Annotated in this window: 14 protein-coding genes; 5 read left to right on the top strand and 9 right to left on the bottom strand. The window is 48.1% G+C overall.

All coding sequences use genetic code 11. The features are described 5' to 3' along the window. Positions 1-103: 103 nt before the first annotated feature. From K4H25_RS09720 to K4H25_RS09710, 3 genes are all read right to left on the bottom strand, one after another. A complete protein-coding gene (locus K4H25_RS09720) occupies positions 104-364 on the bottom strand; it encodes a DUF2164 domain-containing protein (RefSeq protein WP_221020328.1) in 261 nt (86 codons plus the stop codon). Between the two features lie 61 nt (positions 365-425). Then, complete coding sequence (locus tag K4H25_RS09715; RefSeq protein WP_221020327.1) at positions 426-1,520, bottom strand: anhydro-N-acetylmuramic acid kinase; 1,095 nt, start codon at positions 1,518-1,520, stop codon at positions 426-428. A 19-nt stretch (positions 1,521-1,539) separates the two neighbouring features. Beyond that, a complete protein-coding gene (locus K4H25_RS09710) occupies positions 1,540-2,874 on the bottom strand; it encodes a M23 family metallopeptidase (RefSeq protein WP_221020326.1) in 1,335 nt (444 codons plus the stop codon). A gap of 318 nt (positions 2,875-3,192) precedes the next feature. Between K4H25_RS09710 and K4H25_RS09705 the strand changes: the two genes are divergently transcribed. Further along, positions 3,193-4,017, top strand: coding sequence for a class I SAM-dependent methyltransferase (locus K4H25_RS09705; protein WP_221020325.1), 825 nt, complete (start codon positions 3,193-3,195; stop codon positions 4,015-4,017). A 181-nt stretch (positions 4,018-4,198) separates the two neighbouring features. On the opposite strand, the gene tyrS is transcribed toward K4H25_RS09705, so the two are convergent. From tyrS to K4H25_RS09680, 5 genes are all read right to left on the bottom strand, one after another. Continuing rightward, positions 4,199-5,473, bottom strand: a complete 1,275-nt coding sequence (gene tyrS, locus K4H25_RS09700) for a tyrosine--tRNA ligase (RefSeq protein WP_221020324.1) — start codon at positions 5,471-5,473, stop codon at positions 4,199-4,201. 64 nt (positions 5,474-5,537) lie between these two features. After that, positions 5,538-6,212: a lipoprotein-releasing ABC transporter ATP-binding protein LolD gene (gene lolD, locus K4H25_RS09695; RefSeq protein ID WP_221020323.1), complete on the bottom strand. Its 675-nt coding sequence runs from the start codon at positions 6,210-6,212 to the stop codon at positions 5,538-5,540. Further along, a complete protein-coding gene (locus K4H25_RS09690; protein ID WP_374706345.1) occupies positions 6,205-7,446 on the bottom strand; it encodes a lipoprotein-releasing ABC transporter permease subunit in 1,242 nt (413 codons plus the stop codon). The genes lolD and K4H25_RS09690 overlap by 8 nt, the downstream gene beginning before the upstream one ends. A gap of 108 nt (positions 7,447-7,554) precedes the next feature. Further along, positions 7,555-10,191, bottom strand: coding sequence for a bifunctional acetaldehyde-CoA/alcohol dehydrogenase (gene adhE / locus K4H25_RS09685; protein ID WP_221020321.1), 2,637 nt, complete (start codon positions 10,189-10,191; stop codon positions 7,555-7,557). Positions 10,192-10,562: 371 nt separating this feature from the next. Further along, positions 10,563-11,333: a hypothetical protein gene (locus K4H25_RS09680; protein WP_221020320.1), complete on the bottom strand. Its 771-nt coding sequence runs from the start codon at positions 11,331-11,333 to the stop codon at positions 10,563-10,565. 137 nt (positions 11,334-11,470) lie between these two features. Here K4H25_RS09680 and K4H25_RS09675 point away from each other — a divergent pair, with 137 nt between their 5' ends. Both K4H25_RS09675 and K4H25_RS09670 read left to right on the top strand, forming a co-directional pair. Continuing rightward, positions 11,471-12,553, top strand: coding sequence for a class I SAM-dependent methyltransferase (locus K4H25_RS09675; RefSeq protein WP_221020319.1), 1,083 nt, complete (start codon positions 11,471-11,473; stop codon positions 12,551-12,553). A gap of 118 nt (positions 12,554-12,671) precedes the next feature. Further along, a complete protein-coding gene (locus K4H25_RS09670) occupies positions 12,672-12,965 on the top strand; it encodes a RepB family protein (RefSeq protein WP_221020318.1) in 294 nt (97 codons plus the stop codon). Here K4H25_RS09670 and K4H25_RS09665 read toward each other — a convergent pair. Then, on the bottom strand, positions 12,962-14,008 hold the full coding sequence (locus K4H25_RS09665; RefSeq protein ID WP_308443205.1) for a tRNA dihydrouridine synthase: 1,047 nt from the start codon (positions 14,006-14,008) through the stop codon (positions 12,962-12,964). The genes K4H25_RS09670 and K4H25_RS09665 overlap by 4 nt on opposite strands. A gap of 38 nt (positions 14,009-14,046) precedes the next feature. On the opposite strand from K4H25_RS09665, the gene K4H25_RS09660 reads away from it, so the two are divergent. After that, a complete protein-coding gene (locus tag K4H25_RS09660) occupies positions 14,047-14,634 on the top strand; it encodes a LexA family protein (protein ID WP_221020317.1) in 588 nt (195 codons plus the stop codon). A 57-nt stretch (positions 14,635-14,691) separates the two neighbouring features. Beyond that, a complete protein-coding gene (gene queF, locus K4H25_RS09655) occupies positions 14,692-15,519 on the top strand; it encodes an NADPH-dependent 7-cyano-7-deazaguanine reductase QueF (protein ID WP_221020316.1) in 828 nt (275 codons plus the stop codon). The last annotated feature ends 3 nt before the right edge of the window (positions 15,520-15,522 follow it).

Below are 15,522 nucleotides of genomic sequence, written 5' to 3'. Positions count from 1 at the left end.
GTCTTGATTTTTTTGCGGCAACAATGGATGGATTGAAATTAAGAAATGTATTGGGGTATGTTGATCTAGTCTTTGTTAAATAAGATTTAGATTGATATACCCATCAGCGCTGGGCTTTTTTATTCCAATACCCTGTAGCGACTTCAAAGCAATGCTCCGGAAGCGACTCCACTTGTTGTGCCAGGTGGTTTTGCGCGTCGCGAATCGCTTGGTTGTAGATATGCGGGCCGATTTCACGCAGTACAAAATCCAGCACCAACGTCGCTTGCAGTTCGCCAATATCGGTATCGAGTTCTTCTTGGCAATAGCGCTGAATGGCGTGTTGTAATTGTGGGTGTAGCGATTTGTCGATTTTAATACTCATATGCTGTCTGCGGCCGTGTTTTGAATTGATTGGTCGTGTCAGTGTTTTGATTTTACTGAACTTAGTTTGGCCAGATGGCCCCTAAAATGCGTGGGCCTTGCGCGCCGGTAACAGCAGGTAGGTTGGCGCTTAGCCCGTTTATGCAGCGCTCGGCCAGCCATGCAAAAGCAAATGCTTCAACCCAGTCGGGATGAACGCCAACGCTGGCAGTGCTGCTTACCGGGCCAGGGAGTTGCTGGGCCAAAAGACGCATCAACTGCTGATTGTGTGCGCCACCACCACAGACCAGTACTTTATCTGGTCGCCCTTGGCTTAAAATGGCTTGGCTCATACTGTAAGCGCTGAGTGCACATAAAGTCGCTTGCACGTCAGCTGGTTTATCGTTCCGACCTAGCAAGTGTTGCTCTAACCATGCATGATGAAATAAATCACGACCGGTGCTTTTGGGGGCACTAAGGGCAAAAAATGGCTCGTTGAGCATGCGCGTCAGTAAATCAGGCAAGATTTGACCGCTGGCCGCCCAAGCACCATCGGCATCGTAATTGACCCCTAGATGTTGGTGGATCCACAAATCCATTAGCACATTGCCCGGGCCGCTATCAAAGCCTGTAATGGCCTGGTTTTGACCTAGCCAGCTCAAATTAGCAATACCACCAATATTCAGCACCACCCGATTTTGATGAGGGCTAGCAAACACAGCTTGATGAAATGCGGGCACTAGCGGCGCGCCTTGCCCGCCCGCAGCAACGTCCCGAGATCGAAAGTCACCGACTACGGTAATGCCTGTATGTTCAGCAAGCAGAGCATGATTGCCGATTTGCAGGGTATACCCTAGCTCCGGGCGGTGACGAATGGTTTGCCCATGATTGCCAATGGCCCGAATAGCATCGGGTTTGAGTTGCGCTTTTTCGAGCAGCATCGCCACCACATCGGCAGAGGCCAGGCTATGCGCATTGGCCGCGAGTTGCGCCAAATGAATTTCATCGTGCGACGCGCTTTGTAATTGCAATAATTGCGCGCGCAGTAGTGGCGGCAGTGGCGCGCCCAAGCTGGCGACCAAGCGTGGCGTTGTGCCTTGCATGTCGACGATGACTGCATCGATACCATCCAAGCTGGTGCCTGTCATGAGCCCAATATAAAGATTGCTCTGCGCCATTGCCGCTACATCCTGTGAATTAATCCAATTTGGCCAATTCTACCTTGCTCAGTAGTGCTAATTGTTGCTTTGTTCGCATCATTTGTGGTTTAAATTGCGCCAATTGCGTGGCATTGAGCGGTTTGCTATTGGGTAGCTTGAGCGTCAATGGATTAACTTGCGTGCCTTTGACTTTGAATTCGTAATGCAAATGTGGTCCGGTGACACGGCCCGTGCGGCCCACGGCACCAATCACCTCGCCCTTTTTAATGCTTTGCCCAGCTTTCAAGCCTTTGGCAAAGGCCGACATATGTGCGTACAACGTGCTGTATTGGTCGCCATGTTTGATTTCAACAAACTTACCATAGCCCGCATCACGAGTTACGCGTGTTACTACACCGTCGGCTGCGCTGTAGATGGGTGTGCCTGTTGGTGCAGCGTAATCAACGCCTTTGTGTGATTTCCATTTAAATAATACCGGATGGTAACGGCGTGAAAATCCTGAGCTAATCCGTGAGAACTTCACTGGCGAAGACATAAAGCTCTGTCCTGAAGTTTCGCCATTTTGATCAAAATAAGCGCCTTCAATTCCTGCGCCAGCAAACCAGTAAATCTCGTGTGTTTGGCCGTTATTGGTAAATTGTGCGGCTAAAATCCGGCCGGTACGTAAGTCTTCGCCGCCACTTTTCTCAACTTCGTAAATCACCGAGAAGTGATCCCCGGCTTTAAGGCTGTTATGAAAGTCGACTTTTTGCTCAAAAGCTTCGATTAACTGTTGGGCGACTTCATCGGGTAGGCCGATTGCATCGGTTGCGCCATAAAAAGAGCTGCTAATCGTGCCAGATTTTTGCTGGGTGTATTTCTCCGATACGGCGGGCGCAATTTGGGTGCTAAGTTGCTCGCCATTGCGAATCACTTGAATCAAATTGCCGGCTTTATTGAGGTAGCTCATTTGTAATAAACGACCGTCGGGCGTGGTTTGGGCGCGAATTAAACGCCCAGCCGACAACTCATACAATACTTTTGCGCTGGGGTCGGTGCGAATGAATTCCCATGCTTGGTTATCGTTGATCGATAGTTTATTAAACAACTTGCCCAGCCCGTCGCCGGTTTGAATGATTTCTTCACGCCAGAATGGCGTATCACTCTGCGCTGAAATAATTTTAGGGGTGATGAGTTGTTGTGTGACTTGGCGCACATTGACCGGCTCGATCGGGCCGTATTCAACCACACCGTAAGCGGTCACCATCAAGCTAAGTGGTAAAAACACGGCTGCTGTCAACCATGCTAAATGTCTTTTTTGCCAAGATGCTTGCGTCGAAAGCGCACTAGTGGCGCGCACCTTGGTGAATGATTGCGGTAAAATCCGTTTCATAATGTTCCTAGTCCAAACCGCATGGCGCGCTAAGGCGCACCGATCATGATTGATATAACTTGTCGCTAGCGCATGCCCGTATTGGTAGCGATTGGGCGGGGTAAAAGCCTAACAAGAAAATAGCGTCACTAAACAGACACTGAAGTCAATTTTTAGTTCGCTACTGTAGCATCGAAACCAATTGCGGCTAGTGGCACTTCTGGTAAGTGTAAATAGTCACATTGGCGCTTAAATTTGAATGATATGTATCTGTAAGAAGGCTTTGAAATGCCTTGCAGATGGAGCAATACCGAAAGAATTACTTAGATAGGATTTAATATGAACGCCATTCCAGAAATTCGCGCTGGCCAATCCATTGAGCTATTAAAAGCGCTGCATATTCTCACGCGCGATGGCAAACTAAATCAAGACAGCCGACGTAAGCTTAAACAGGTTTACCACCTGTTTAATTTTATTGAGCCCTTGCTCAAATCAACACTGGCTGATCATGAGAATGTCACGCTGGTTGATCATGGCGCAGGTAAGTCTTACTTGGGCTTTATTATTTATGATTTGTTTTTTAAAGATAAACCGGCAGGGCATATTTACGGTACCGAGTTTCGGGCTGAATTAGTACAAAAATCGCGTGAACTAGCCACGCTCTGTGGTTTTGAGCGCATGACTTTTTTGGATATGCTGGTTGAAGACGCCGCCAGCGCCAAAGAAATGCCGGCACAAATCGACATCGTGACGGCCTTGCACGCTTGCGATACCGCCACCGACGATGCCATCAAATTCGGCCTAGAAAAAAACGCCCGTCATATGGTGCTAGTGCCGTGTTGCCAAGCCGAAGTCGCCAGCGTGCTGCGCAAACACAAAAGCAAAGCCTTAGCTAGTACACCACTGGCGGAAATGTGGCGCCACCCCATCCATACCCGCGAATTTGGCAGTCAGCTAACCAATGTACTGCGCTGCTTGCAACTGCAGGCTAATGGCTATCAAGTGACCGTTACCGAGCTGGTCGGCTGGGAGCACTCGATGAAAAACGAGCTCATCATCGCCAGCCAAAGCAAAGATGCCCCGCGCAAACAAGCCCGAGAAAAAATAGCGCAGATTCTCGCTGAAACGAATTTGGGTGATATGACGGGGCGGTTTTTGTATTAATAAAACTAGAGCACGAAAATATTCGTATTCAGCGAGCAAAAGCAAGGCGCAGTGTGTGGGAGGCAAGATTTACACTGCCGACTCGCATTGACAACAAAAAGCCCAGCATTGATGCTGGGCTTTTTGTTGTGTATTCAATTGCAGATCTCAAAACAATTAGGCTGCGGCGCAATACCTTTAATTACTGCCAAACTACCAAAGCGTGGTTTTTCTTGCCGCGACGAAGTAGGGTGTAGCGGCCGAATTTGTAGTCGGCTTCAGTAATGGTTGCGGTTAAATCAGTGATTTTCGCGCCATTGACAATCGCTGCGCCGCTTTCGATAAAGCCACGGGCTTGGCTTTTTGACGTGGCAAGCTCAGTCGCAGCCAAGACATCAATCAAGCCATTGGCGTCGCGTGCCAATTTAAACGTTGGTAGACCATCAAGCGCGAGTTGCTCAAAGTCGAGTTCAGTGAGCGCGTTTTGGTCTTCGGCAAATAGTGATTGGCTGATGCGCTCGGCGGCGATGACCGCGTCTTTGCCGTGCACCAGCTCAGTCACTTGTTCGGCCAAAATGCGCTGGCCTTCGGGTTTTTTGCCGGACGCCAAATCGGCCGCTTCAATCGCGGCGATGTCATTCACGCTCAAAAAGGTGAAGTAACGCAGGAATTTGTACACGTCGGCATCGGCCGTCGACAACCAGAATTGGTAGAACTTGTACGGCGAGGTTTTTTTACGATCAAGCCAAATGGTGCCGCTTTCGGTTTTGCCAAATTTGGTGCCGTCTGACTTGGTTACCAAAGGCATCGTCAAGCCATGCACCGCTTGCTGACGCATGCGGCGGGTTAAATCCGTGCCGGCGGTGATATTGCCCCATTGATCTGAACCGCCGATTTGCAATTGGCAACCATATTGCTCGTTGAGCACCACAAAATCGTAACCTTGCAGCAGGCTGTACGTGAATTCGGTAAACGAAATGCCGTCGCCGTCGCGGTTAATCCGTTGTTTTACTGATTCTTTGTTAATCATATTGTTAACGGAAAAATGCTTACCGATATCGCGCAAAAAAGCCAAGATGTCCATCTTGGCGTACCAGTCATGGTTGTTGGCCATAATGGCAGCATTGTTGCCTTCAAAGCTTAAAAACGGTGAAACTTGGGCGCGGATTTTGCCGACCCAGCCTTCAATCACATCCAGCGTGTTGAGTTTGCGCTCAGCCGCTTTAAATGATGGGTCACCAATCATGCCGGTGGCACCGCCGACCAAGGCGATGGGCTTGTGGCCGGCTTGTTGAAAGCGCTTTAGTACCAAAATCGGTACCAGACTGCCGATGTGCAGGCTGTCTGCCGTTGGGTCAAAACCACAATACAAAGTGATTTTGTTTTCTTCCATTAGTTTGCCCAGTGCGACGGCATCAGTTTGTTGGGCGATCAGGCCGCGCTGTTCTAAGTCGGCCAATAGGTTAAATTGAGTCATTTGGGTTCCTTCTTAATCACAATAATTATGGGTATATGCTGCTAGGCAATCATTTTTGCTATGGCTAGCTCAATACCCCAAAGTCTAAACGCAGCGAGCGATCGCAGCGCGCGGCCAAGTCAGTATCATGCGTCACAATCACAAAGCCAGTGCCACTGTCCCGGGCCAGCTCTAGCATCAAGTCAAACACCACGCCGGCATTTTTACGATCCAAATTACCGGTCGGCTCGTCCGCCAATACGCAAGCTGGATTGGTGACCAGTGCCCGCGCAATAGCAGCGCGTTGGCGCTCGCCGCCCGATAATTCGCTCGGCTTGTGCTGACTTCGATGGCCAAGACCGACTTTGTCGAGCATGGCCTGCGCTTGTGTTAGTGCGGCAGCTTTATTCATTCGGCGAATGAATAGCGGCATCGCCACATTTTCGGCGGCGGTAAACTCGGGCAATAAATGGTGAAACTGATACACAAAGCCCAATTGATGGTTGCGCAATAAACCGCGTTCGGTTTCGTTGAGCAAGAATGGATCCTGCTCTAGTAGGCGAACTTCGCCGCTCGTTGGCGAGTCAAGCGCGCCAAGGCAGTGTAATAGGGTGGATTTGCCCGAGCCCGAAGCACCAACAATCGCCACAATTTCGCCGCGACTGAGTTCGAAATTCACCGCACTTAATACTGGGGTCTGTAGTTGACCAGAAAGGTAGGTTTTGCTCAGGTTTTTTGCTGAAAGAATGATGTTACTCATAGCGTAGCGCCTCCGCCGGATTAACACGCGATGCACGCCAGCTTGGGTAAAGCGTTGCCAATAGCGCCAATAGCAATGAAATAACACCGATGCTAATGACGTCGTTGGCGATGATTTTGGATGGCAACTCGGTAATTAAATACACATCAGCAGACAGAATTTGTGCGCCAATGATTTTTTCAATAAAAGGCACGATGGTGCCAATATTGGCCGCAACCAATACGCCACCTGCGACGCCGGCCGCAGTGCCGATAAAGCCCGAAATTGCGCCGTTGACCAAAAAGATTTTCATAATCGAAGCAGGGGATGCGCCCAGTGTTCGCAAGATCGCAATGTCGGCTTGTTTGTCAGTCACCAGCATTACCAAGGTCGATACGAGGTTAAACGCGGCAACGGCGACAATCAACGTCAAGATAATAAACATCATGCGTTTTTCGATTTCGACTGCGCGAAAATACGTTGGGTTTTCTTGGCTCCAATCAGCAACAATCAACTCGGGTAAGGTGCGATTGATTTCTCGCGCGACTTCGCGGGCTTTAAATAAATCATCGATTTTGAGTCGCACGCCGCTCACCGCTTCGCCAGTGCGATACAGTTTTTGTGCGTCCACCAGATGAATCATCGCCAGATTGGCGTCATACGGGTAGTAGTCGGCCTTAAAAATGCCGCCAACGGTAAATTGCCGCATGCGCGGCAGCAAACCAGCAGGCGTAACTTGTCCTTGCGGGGTGATGAGGGTGACTTTGTCGCCCACGCCCACGCCTAGCTCTTGCGCTAAGGCCCAGCCTAACACCACATTAAATTGCCCTTGTTGTAAGGTGTCTAGCCGGCCACTAACGATTTTGTCGGCCAATTCGCTGACTTTGGGTTCGAGCTCGGGGTTGATGCCGCGCACCAAAACGCCTTTGACTTGGCTGCCATTGGTGAATAAGCCTTGTCCCATCACATAGGGGGCTGCGCCTTTAACGTGCGGATTTTGCGCGCTGATTTGTGCTGCTGCATGCCAGTCTTGCAAGCTGTTTTCGGGGCTAGAGATCGTAATGTGCGAAGTCATGCCGAGCATGCGGTTACGGACTTCTTCTTGAAAACCATTCATGACCGACAAAACAATAATCAGCGCCGCAACGCCAAGGGCAATCCCTAGGATTGAAACCAAAGAAATAAACGAAATAAAGCCATTGCGCCGCTTGGCGCGGGTGTAGCGAAGGCCAATTAATAATTCATACATGCACAAGCGACCGGTTTTTTGGTGTGGGTGGGCAGTTTACCATGTGGATGCACAATCCTCCGACAGCAAAAAGCCCGCTTTTGCGGGCTTTTTAAGGTTAAAACGAGTTATTTCTTATTTGCTGGCTTTAACTTCTGCGACAACGCCGTAAGTTTCTTTGTAGGCGCGGCCGTGGAAGCTGTCGATAAGCAGTTGTTTGAGTTCGCTAATCAATGGGAAGCGTGGGTTGGCGCCGGTGCATTGGTCATCAAACGCTTCTTCAGCAATGCGATCAACACGCGCCATAAAGTCGGCTTCATTAACACCAGCATCTTTGATCGACATTGGGATGTTCAATACTTGTTTGAGTTCATCAACCCAAGCAATCAAGCTTTCCAATTTCTGGTCGTCATTTTTACCAGCCAGACCCAAATGCTCAGCGATATCAGCGTAACGGCACTTGGCTTGTGGGCGATCGTATTGGCTAAATGCAGTTTGTTTGGTCGGAATATCGACTGCATTGTAACGAATCACGTTGCTGATCAACAAAGCGTTAGCTAGGCCGTGCGCAAGGTGGAATTCAGCACCCAATTTGTGCGCCATTGAGTGACAAACACCCAAGAATGCATTGGCAAACGACATGCCGGCGATCGTTGCCGCATTGTGAACTTGTTCACGTGCTTTAGGGTCGTTCGCGCCATTGATGTATGACGATGGCAGGTATTGCTTGAGTAATTTGAGCGCTTGCAGAGCATGCGGATCAGAGAACTCATTGGCCAATACCGATACATACGCTTCAAGTGCATGGGTAACCGCATCAATACCACCAAAAGCAGTCAACGATTTTGGCATGTTCATGACCAAGTTTGAGTCGATGATGGCCATGTTTGGCGTAAGTTCGTAATCGGCGATTGGGTATTTCATGCCAGTTACTTCGTCAGTGACCACTGCAAATGGCGTAACTTCTGAGCCAGTGCCTGACGTGGTTGGGATGGCAATCAATTCAGCTTTAATGCCCATTTTTGGGAAAGTGTAGATACGTTTACGGATATCCATAAAACGCAGCGCCAAATCTTCAAAATGAACTTCTGGGTGCTCGTACATTACCCACATGATTTTTGCTGCATCCATTGGCGAACCGCCACCGAGCGCAATAATGACATCAGGTTTAAAGCTATTGAGCATCGCCACACCTTTGCGAACAACGGCCAAGGTTGGGTCGGCTTCGACTTCGTGGAATACTTCAACTTCTAAACCTTGTTGTTTCAGAACGCGGATGGTTTCATCACACATGCCGTTATTGAACAAGAAATGGTCGGTAACGATCGCTGCGCGTTTTTTGCTGCCGCCCAATTCTTTAAGTGCAATCGACAAGCTGCCACGACGGAAGTAAATGCTTTTTGGAAGTTTGTGCCACAACATATTTTCAGCTCGCTTCGCAACAGTTTTTTTGTTGAGTAAGTGTTTTGGGCCTACGTTTTCAGAGATCGAATTGCCGCCCCATGAACCACAACCCAAAGTGAGTGATGGTGCCAATTTAAAGTTGTACAAGTCACCAATACCACCTTGTGAAGAAGGGGTGTTGATCAAAATACGCGCTGTTTTCATTTTGTCGCCAAAGTAGGCGATGCGTTCAGCTTGCAAATCTTGGTCGGTGTAGAGCGATGAAGTGTGGCCAATGCCGCCTAAAGCCACCAAGGCTTCGGCTTTAGTTACTGCATCAAAGAAGTCTTTAGCGCGATACATTGCCAAAGTAGGGGAGAGCTTCTCGTGAGCGAATTCTTCTTCTTCGCCAACAGAAGTCACTTCACCGATCAATACTTTGGTGTAGGCAGGCACTTTAATGCCGGCCATTTCGGCGATTTTGATTGCGGATTGACCAACGATATTGGCGTTTAAGCCACCGTTAACCAAGATCACTTTACGAACTGCTTCGGTTTCTTTTTTGCTTAAGATGTAGCCGCCGTTTTGGTTAAAGCGCTCTTTAACTTGTTCGTAGATGCTATCCACAACGATAACCGACTGTTCTGAAGCGCAAACCACGCCGTTGTCGAATGTTTTTGACATCAAGATTGAAGCGACTGCACGTTTGATGTCGGCAGTTTCATCAATAACAACTGGGGTATTGCCTGCACCAACACCAATAGCCGGTTTGCCAGAGCTATACGCTGCCTTAACCATGCCTGGGCCACCAGTAGCCAAGATTAAGTTCAAGTCTGGGTGTTTCATTAAGTGGTTTGACAATTCAACCGTTGGCTCGTCGATCCAGCCAATAATGTCGCGCGGTGCGCCAGCAGCAATCGCCGCTTCTAGGACGATGCGTGCAGCTGCGCAAGTTGATTTGCGAGCACGTGGGTGTGGGCTAAATACGATGCCGTTGCGAGTTTTCAGAGAAATCAAAGCTTTGAAAATAGCCGTTGAAGTTGGGTTGGTCGTAGGAACGATGCCGCAGATAATCCCGATTGGCTCAGCAATTGTCATTGTGCCGAAAGCATCATCAACAGACAAAATACCGCATGTTTTTTCGTCTTTATAAGCGTTGTAGATGTATTCAGAAGCAAAGTGATTTTTGATAACTTTGTCTTCAACAATGCCCATGCCAGTTTCGGCGACGGCCATTTTAGAAAGTGGTAAGCGAGCATCGGCAGCAGCTAAAGCGGCAACACGGAAGATTTCGTCGACTTGCTCTTGTGAGTACGTGGCAAAAAGTTGCTGGGCTTTTTTAACCCGAGCGACCAGTGCGTCAAGTTCTTGTACGTTGGTAACTGTCATGGGGATCTCCGTAGTATTTCAGTTGTGTTGGTATATCTATAAATTATGCACTGATTTTATTTACTAGGCACTAAAGCTTTGCCTGGTAAATTAGCGTAACTATAAGCGTTGCTGGCTTAATAAAATCTCTATAGCTTGCTGCGACTTGAATTTCTATGCCGCTAGATTAAACGTCTACTGAGCGACGTTATTTGATATTTGTCATGTTTTTTACTGTACGGCAGTATATGTTCGCATAATGTATATTATGTAAAGCTAAGTGGGTGAGATTCATCTACGCCGCGCAAGTGCTAGGTTTCCCTTGTTTTGGCGTGTATTCCTTTGTTGGTATGGACCTGATTTAGCACGCATCAATCCCCTCCTCGTGCAGCTTAAGAAGTATTAAAACAATCGTCATGCCAGATTTTACTGAGTTGATTGTATTGATCACGCAAATATTGGGTTGAGTTCGCTCGCTGCTGCGCGCGGATGCGTTCTCGTTCGGATTCGATGTTTTTACAGTACGGCGAGTTGCGCTTGGATTCGTTATTGATGCGTGCAATCACTGGACTGTAGGTTTCTGGCGATGAGCTGACTGCGTTGGTTTGGAATGCGTCGGCCCTAGAGTGCTGCAATTCGGACTGGGTTAAAACCTTGATCGGCGTTAGCCCGTTATTTGAACAATTGCTTGCTTGATAAACAACACGGCCTTCGGCGGAAAGGCATTTCACCACCTGTGCCGAGGTTGCGGCTTCTGACTGGTAGCCGTTGGTCACTATTGTGCGATCAGACGGGTCCGAGTGCTGAATTTCTAATGTTGATTCTGAGTTCGGTGTATTTTCAGTGTAAGCGCTTAAGGCTTGGCGATTGGCTGCGATGATTTTACGGTTGGCGTCATCAATTGCTTCATCCTGTTGTTCTTGCTCGGCCAGATATTTGGCATCATCACGAATGAGCTCAATCTTATTGCTGTCAATTAAGAATGTGTAATGCGGCAAAAAGCCCGACCGATAACCTACAAAAAGCGCGATACTCAATACGCAGGAAAATACAAAAATCGGTAAGATTCGATTGGATTTGACTGGTTCATTGCCCATTCTGTCGTCGGTGTAGTTCAAGATTGATTTGCCCTGAAAAGCATGAAGTTCGGCATAGGCTGACATAATCACGCGAACAAAACCACTGTTAACCGTAAAATTGACGGGCTGCAGAATCGTGGTGCGGCAGGTTTTGTGCTGAGCTGCTAGAATTGCGCCTCGAACAAGATCGCTCGATCTGTAGCTTTTATAAAGAAAATTTGATGTCCGCTGATTTATTGCCCTCTGCGCCATTTGCTGCGCTTAATTTGCAACGCTATCCCGTTAAACACGCCAAAGATTTGCAGGCTTGGGATGCTGCAGATGCGTATTTAGCCAGTTTTATCCGCAAAGACGCTGCACTGGTCTTGCTAAATGATAGTTTTGGCGCTTTGCATGCAATGGCAATTCAATGTGGCGTTGCCGCAGTCTTTCATATTAATGATTCGTGGTGTTCACGGCATGCAATCGAAAAAAATACGCAATCTGAATTGATTGACTATGCGGGGCAAATGACGACTTGCGCGCTTGTTAAGCTGCCAAAATCATTGTCGATGCTTGAGGCGCAGTTGCTTGAGCTGGCCAATGGGGTGACAACGCCCGTCGAGGTGTATTTTTCGGGCATGCAAAAGCACGTGAGCAATGGACATTTGGCGTTAATCAAGCAGTATTGTGATGACGTTGAATACTTGCCAACACAGCGCAAAGCCAGAATGTATCGTGCTAATTTGCGACCGAATCAGCAGCGTATACAGCCCTTCCGTCAGTCAGTGCCTGAGCTTGGTTTGACATTGCAAAATGTGGCTGGGGTTTTTGCCGAGCAAAAAATGGACATCGGGTCACGTTTTTTTATCGAACATTTTTCGCAGCTACCTTCGGCAAAAACAGTCGCCGACGTGGGTTGCGGTAATGGCTTATTGTCTTTGGCTTATCATCAGCACCACCCTGATGCGGCTTTGTATTTATATGACGAATCTAAAGCTGCGGTTGAATCAGCGCAGTTCAGTTTTGCGGTCAATTGCCCGCAGGCGGCGGTAGAGATTTTGCATTGTGATGGATTGGTGAATGTGGCCCAACAGTTTGATTTGATTTTGATTAATCCGCCATTTCATCAGCAAAACACCATCACTACCGACATCGCCATTAGTATGTTTACCCAAGCCAAGCAATGCATGCGTGCCGATAGTGAATTATGGGTGGTGGCAAATCGACACTTGAATTATCAAGCAGATTTAAAAAAGCAATTTCGGCGAGTCAATGTCATGGCACAAAATGCAAAGTTTGTGATTTTAAAAGTGATGCGCTAAAAGTTGGTGTTACGGGTTGGTAATTTTTTAGTTAAAGTCAATCTAAGGTCGTCACCTATTGTCTGAATGCGCGTTCTGCAGGATAATAGAGCGCCATAAATTCGCGACATGTCACACTATGAAGCACCCTGGCGATCAGCATACGCTTGAACTACCTGAAATCCCCTTGTTAAAAAAACGCGGTCGCCCTGCAATTCATGGCAAGCCGATGAGTGCCGCTGAGCGCAAGCGCCGCTCGCGCTCAATGCAAGTTGGCCGTGCGACGCGCGACCATAATCAACGACTACCCAAGGCGCTTTCAGTGGAAATTGATGCCAGCCTGCATCAGCGCCTAAAGCGTTACTGCGAAGCCAATGGCATGACGCAGATCGAAGCCTTAGAGCAATTAATTCAGACTCTGCCTGAGGTTTAGTCAGTCATTCGAACCAGCGCTGGGCACGCTTGCTCGATTTCTTCGGGCAAATTCAAAGTGCGAATTTGCTGAAATAAAGTCTCTGCCTCTGGGTAATGCTTGCGAAGATAATTAAGCCACTGCTTTACCCTGCCCGCCTGGTATTTTGGATAGCAATGCGTTAAAACTTGCTGCCAAAAAACCAGAAATAAGGGCTGCAACTCTGACCAGCTCAGCGTTCTCCCCATTTTTGCTTCTAAGGCCAAACCTGGATTGGCGACAATCCCTCGTCCCAGCATGATGTCGTCACAACCTGAAATCTGCTGGCAACGTTTAAAATCTTCCAAGGTCCAGATTTCACCATTTGCCACTACCGGAATGCTGATGTTTGATTTTATTTCTGCAATCCATTCCCAGTAGGCAGGTGGTTTGTAGCCATCGACTTTTGTTCGGGCGTGAACCACAACCTCGGCGGCGCCGGCACTGGCAATTGCTTGGGCGCAATCAATCGCTTGGGTGGTATCTTCATAGCCAAGGCGCATTTTGGCGGTTACAGGAATATGCCCCGGCGTAGCTTGGCGAACCGCACTAACAATCTGATAAATCACCTCGGGCTCTTTGAGTAAAATCGCCCCGCCGCGATGCCGATTGACTGTTTTGGCTGGGCAGCCAAAATTTAAATCAATGCCGTGTGGATTGAGTTCGGCCAGTTTGGCGGCGTTGTCCGCTAGGCATTGCGCGTCAGAGCCTAAGAGCTGTACACGAACCGGCACGCCACTACTGGTATGGCTCTGATTGTTGAGTTCGGGGGCAATTCTTTGGAAGGTGCGATACGGTAATACACTGCCACTGACACGAACAAATTCAGTGACGCACAAGTCAATTCCGCCTGCACGCGTTAATACGTCGCGCAACACGCAATCGAGTAACCCTTCCATGGGTGCTAATAAAATCCGCACGGCAAACTCAAGCAATAAAATAAAGCGCCATTGTAATCGACTGTGCGCCGCTTGTATGGCTAAGTTATATGCCCTTTCTTGCTTGACAGCAGAACGAACGTTCAATACGCTATAGAGATATAATTGTTACTACGAGGTGCGCGATGGCCAATCCCAATCGTGATGCAGAATACCTAGGCAAGCTGCAAGACTACTACGCTGATTATCGCAATATCCCATCGTACTCAGCCATTGGTGAGCTATTAGGTATGGCTTCAAAGTCGGCGGTATCAGCTCTGGTGAAGCGACTGACTTTGGCTGGTTTTATTGAGGTGACGCCAGACAAGCGCTTGGCACCGACGAAACGGTTTTTTGAACGTGAATTAGCAGATTTTAACTTGCCCGCAGGCTTGCCTGCGGCTGCTAACGACGCGATGAGTGAGGCTATTTCGCTGGATGAATTTTTGATGCCACGCCCTGCTTCGTCGATTTTGGTGAAAATCAAAGGCGATTCGATGATGGAAGCAGGTATTTTTGATGGTGATATTGCTGTCGTCGAAAAGCGCCATGCCGCCTTGGTTGGTGATATTGTTGTCGCGATTGTGGATAATGAATACACACTAAAAGAACTGGGTAAGGACAAGGCGGGATATTTTTTGATTCCGCACAATGCCGACTACAACATTATCCGCCCAGAGGCGAGTTTGGAAATATTTGGTGTTATGGTAGGTTTGGTGCGTAAGTACCGATAAAATGCAGTAGATTATTGCCCACGGTAATGGCTGTTAACGATTTATGGATGCAAAGCAATGAGTGAAGTTGAGTTTTCGCCGCTAGGAAAAACGAGCGAATATATTACAGAGTACGACCCAAGTTTGTTATTTCCTATTGCCCGCGAGCAAAAGCGGCTAGAAATTGGGGTTAGTGAAAATCTGCCTTTTTTTGGGGTGGATATCTGGAATGCCTATGAGCTTTCTTGGTTGAATGCCAAGGGTAAGCCACAAGTGGCGATTGCAAGTTTTCATATTCCAGCCAATAGCCCAAACATTATTGAATCCAAGTCGTTTAAATTGTATTTAAATAGCTTCAATCAAACCAAGGTTGATGGTTTTGCTCAGCTGGGCGAATTATTGCAGCAAGATATTTCGGCGGGCGTTGGCGCACCCGTTCTGGTGAAGTTAACTGAGCCAGTCTTATTTGCACAGCAACAAATGGCCGAGCTCAGTGGCTACAATATTGATAATTTAGATATTGATGTTGATCTGTATTCGCCTCAAGCCGGTATTTTGCGCTGTGAAAACACTGAGGCGACCACGACTGAAACGCTGACTTCGGATTTATTAAAGTCTAACTGCCTCGTTACAGGTCAGCCCGATTGGGCTAGTGTGCAAATTCAATACACCGGCAAGGCGATTAATCGGGAAAGTCTGCTGCGCTACTTGATTTCGTTTCGCAATCACAATGAATTTCACGAGCAATGTGTTGAGCGAATTTTTGTTGATATTATGCGCGACTGTGCGCCGCTTAAGTTGGCGGTTTATGCGCGGTATACCCGTCGTGGTGGTTTGGATATCAACCCTTTTAGAACAAATTTTAATGCCGCTCAGCCCAGTAATGCGAGAACGGCGCGTCAATAAGGA

It is taken from the genome of Deefgea piscis, assembly GCF_019665785.1.
Taxonomy (GTDB): domain Bacteria; phylum Pseudomonadota; class Gammaproteobacteria; order Burkholderiales; family Chitinibacteraceae; genus Deefgea.
This window is presented reverse-complemented; position numbering and strand designations above follow the sequence as displayed.

Coding starts and splice junctions, on each gene's coding strand:
- K4H25_RS09720 (WP_221020328.1), bottom strand. CDS start 364: ATGAGTATTAAAATCGACAAATCGCTACACCCACAATTACAACACGCC.
- K4H25_RS09715 (WP_221020327.1), bottom strand. CDS start 1,520: ATGGCGCAGAGCAATCTTTATATTGGGCTCATGACAGGCACCAGCTTG.
- K4H25_RS09710 (WP_221020326.1), bottom strand. CDS start 2,874: ATGAAACGGATTTTACCGCAATCATTCACCAAGGTGCGCGCCACTAGT.
- K4H25_RS09705 (WP_221020325.1), top strand. CDS start 3,193: ATGAACGCCATTCCAGAAATTCGCGCTGGCCAATCCATTGAGCTATTA.
- tyrS (WP_221020324.1), bottom strand. CDS start 5,473: ATGACTCAATTTAACCTATTGGCCGACTTAGAACAGCGCGGCCTGATC.
- lolD (WP_221020323.1), bottom strand. CDS start 6,212: ATGAGTAACATCATTCTTTCAGCAAAAAACCTGAGCAAAACCTACCTT.
- adhE (WP_221020321.1), bottom strand. CDS start 10,191: ATGACAGTTACCAACGTACAAGAACTTGACGCACTGGTCGCTCGGGTT.
- K4H25_RS09680 (WP_221020320.1), bottom strand. CDS start 11,333: ATGTCAGCCTATGCCGAACTTCATGCTTTTCAGGGCAAATCAATCTTG.
- K4H25_RS09675 (WP_221020319.1), top strand. CDS start 11,471: ATGTCCGCTGATTTATTGCCCTCTGCGCCATTTGCTGCGCTTAATTTG.
- K4H25_RS09670 (WP_221020318.1), top strand. CDS start 12,672: ATGAAGCACCCTGGCGATCAGCATACGCTTGAACTACCTGAAATCCCC.
- K4H25_RS09660 (WP_221020317.1), top strand. CDS start 14,047: ATGGCCAATCCCAATCGTGATGCAGAATACCTAGGCAAGCTGCAAGAC.
- queF (WP_221020316.1), top strand. CDS start 14,692: ATGAGTGAAGTTGAGTTTTCGCCGCTAGGAAAAACGAGCGAATATATT.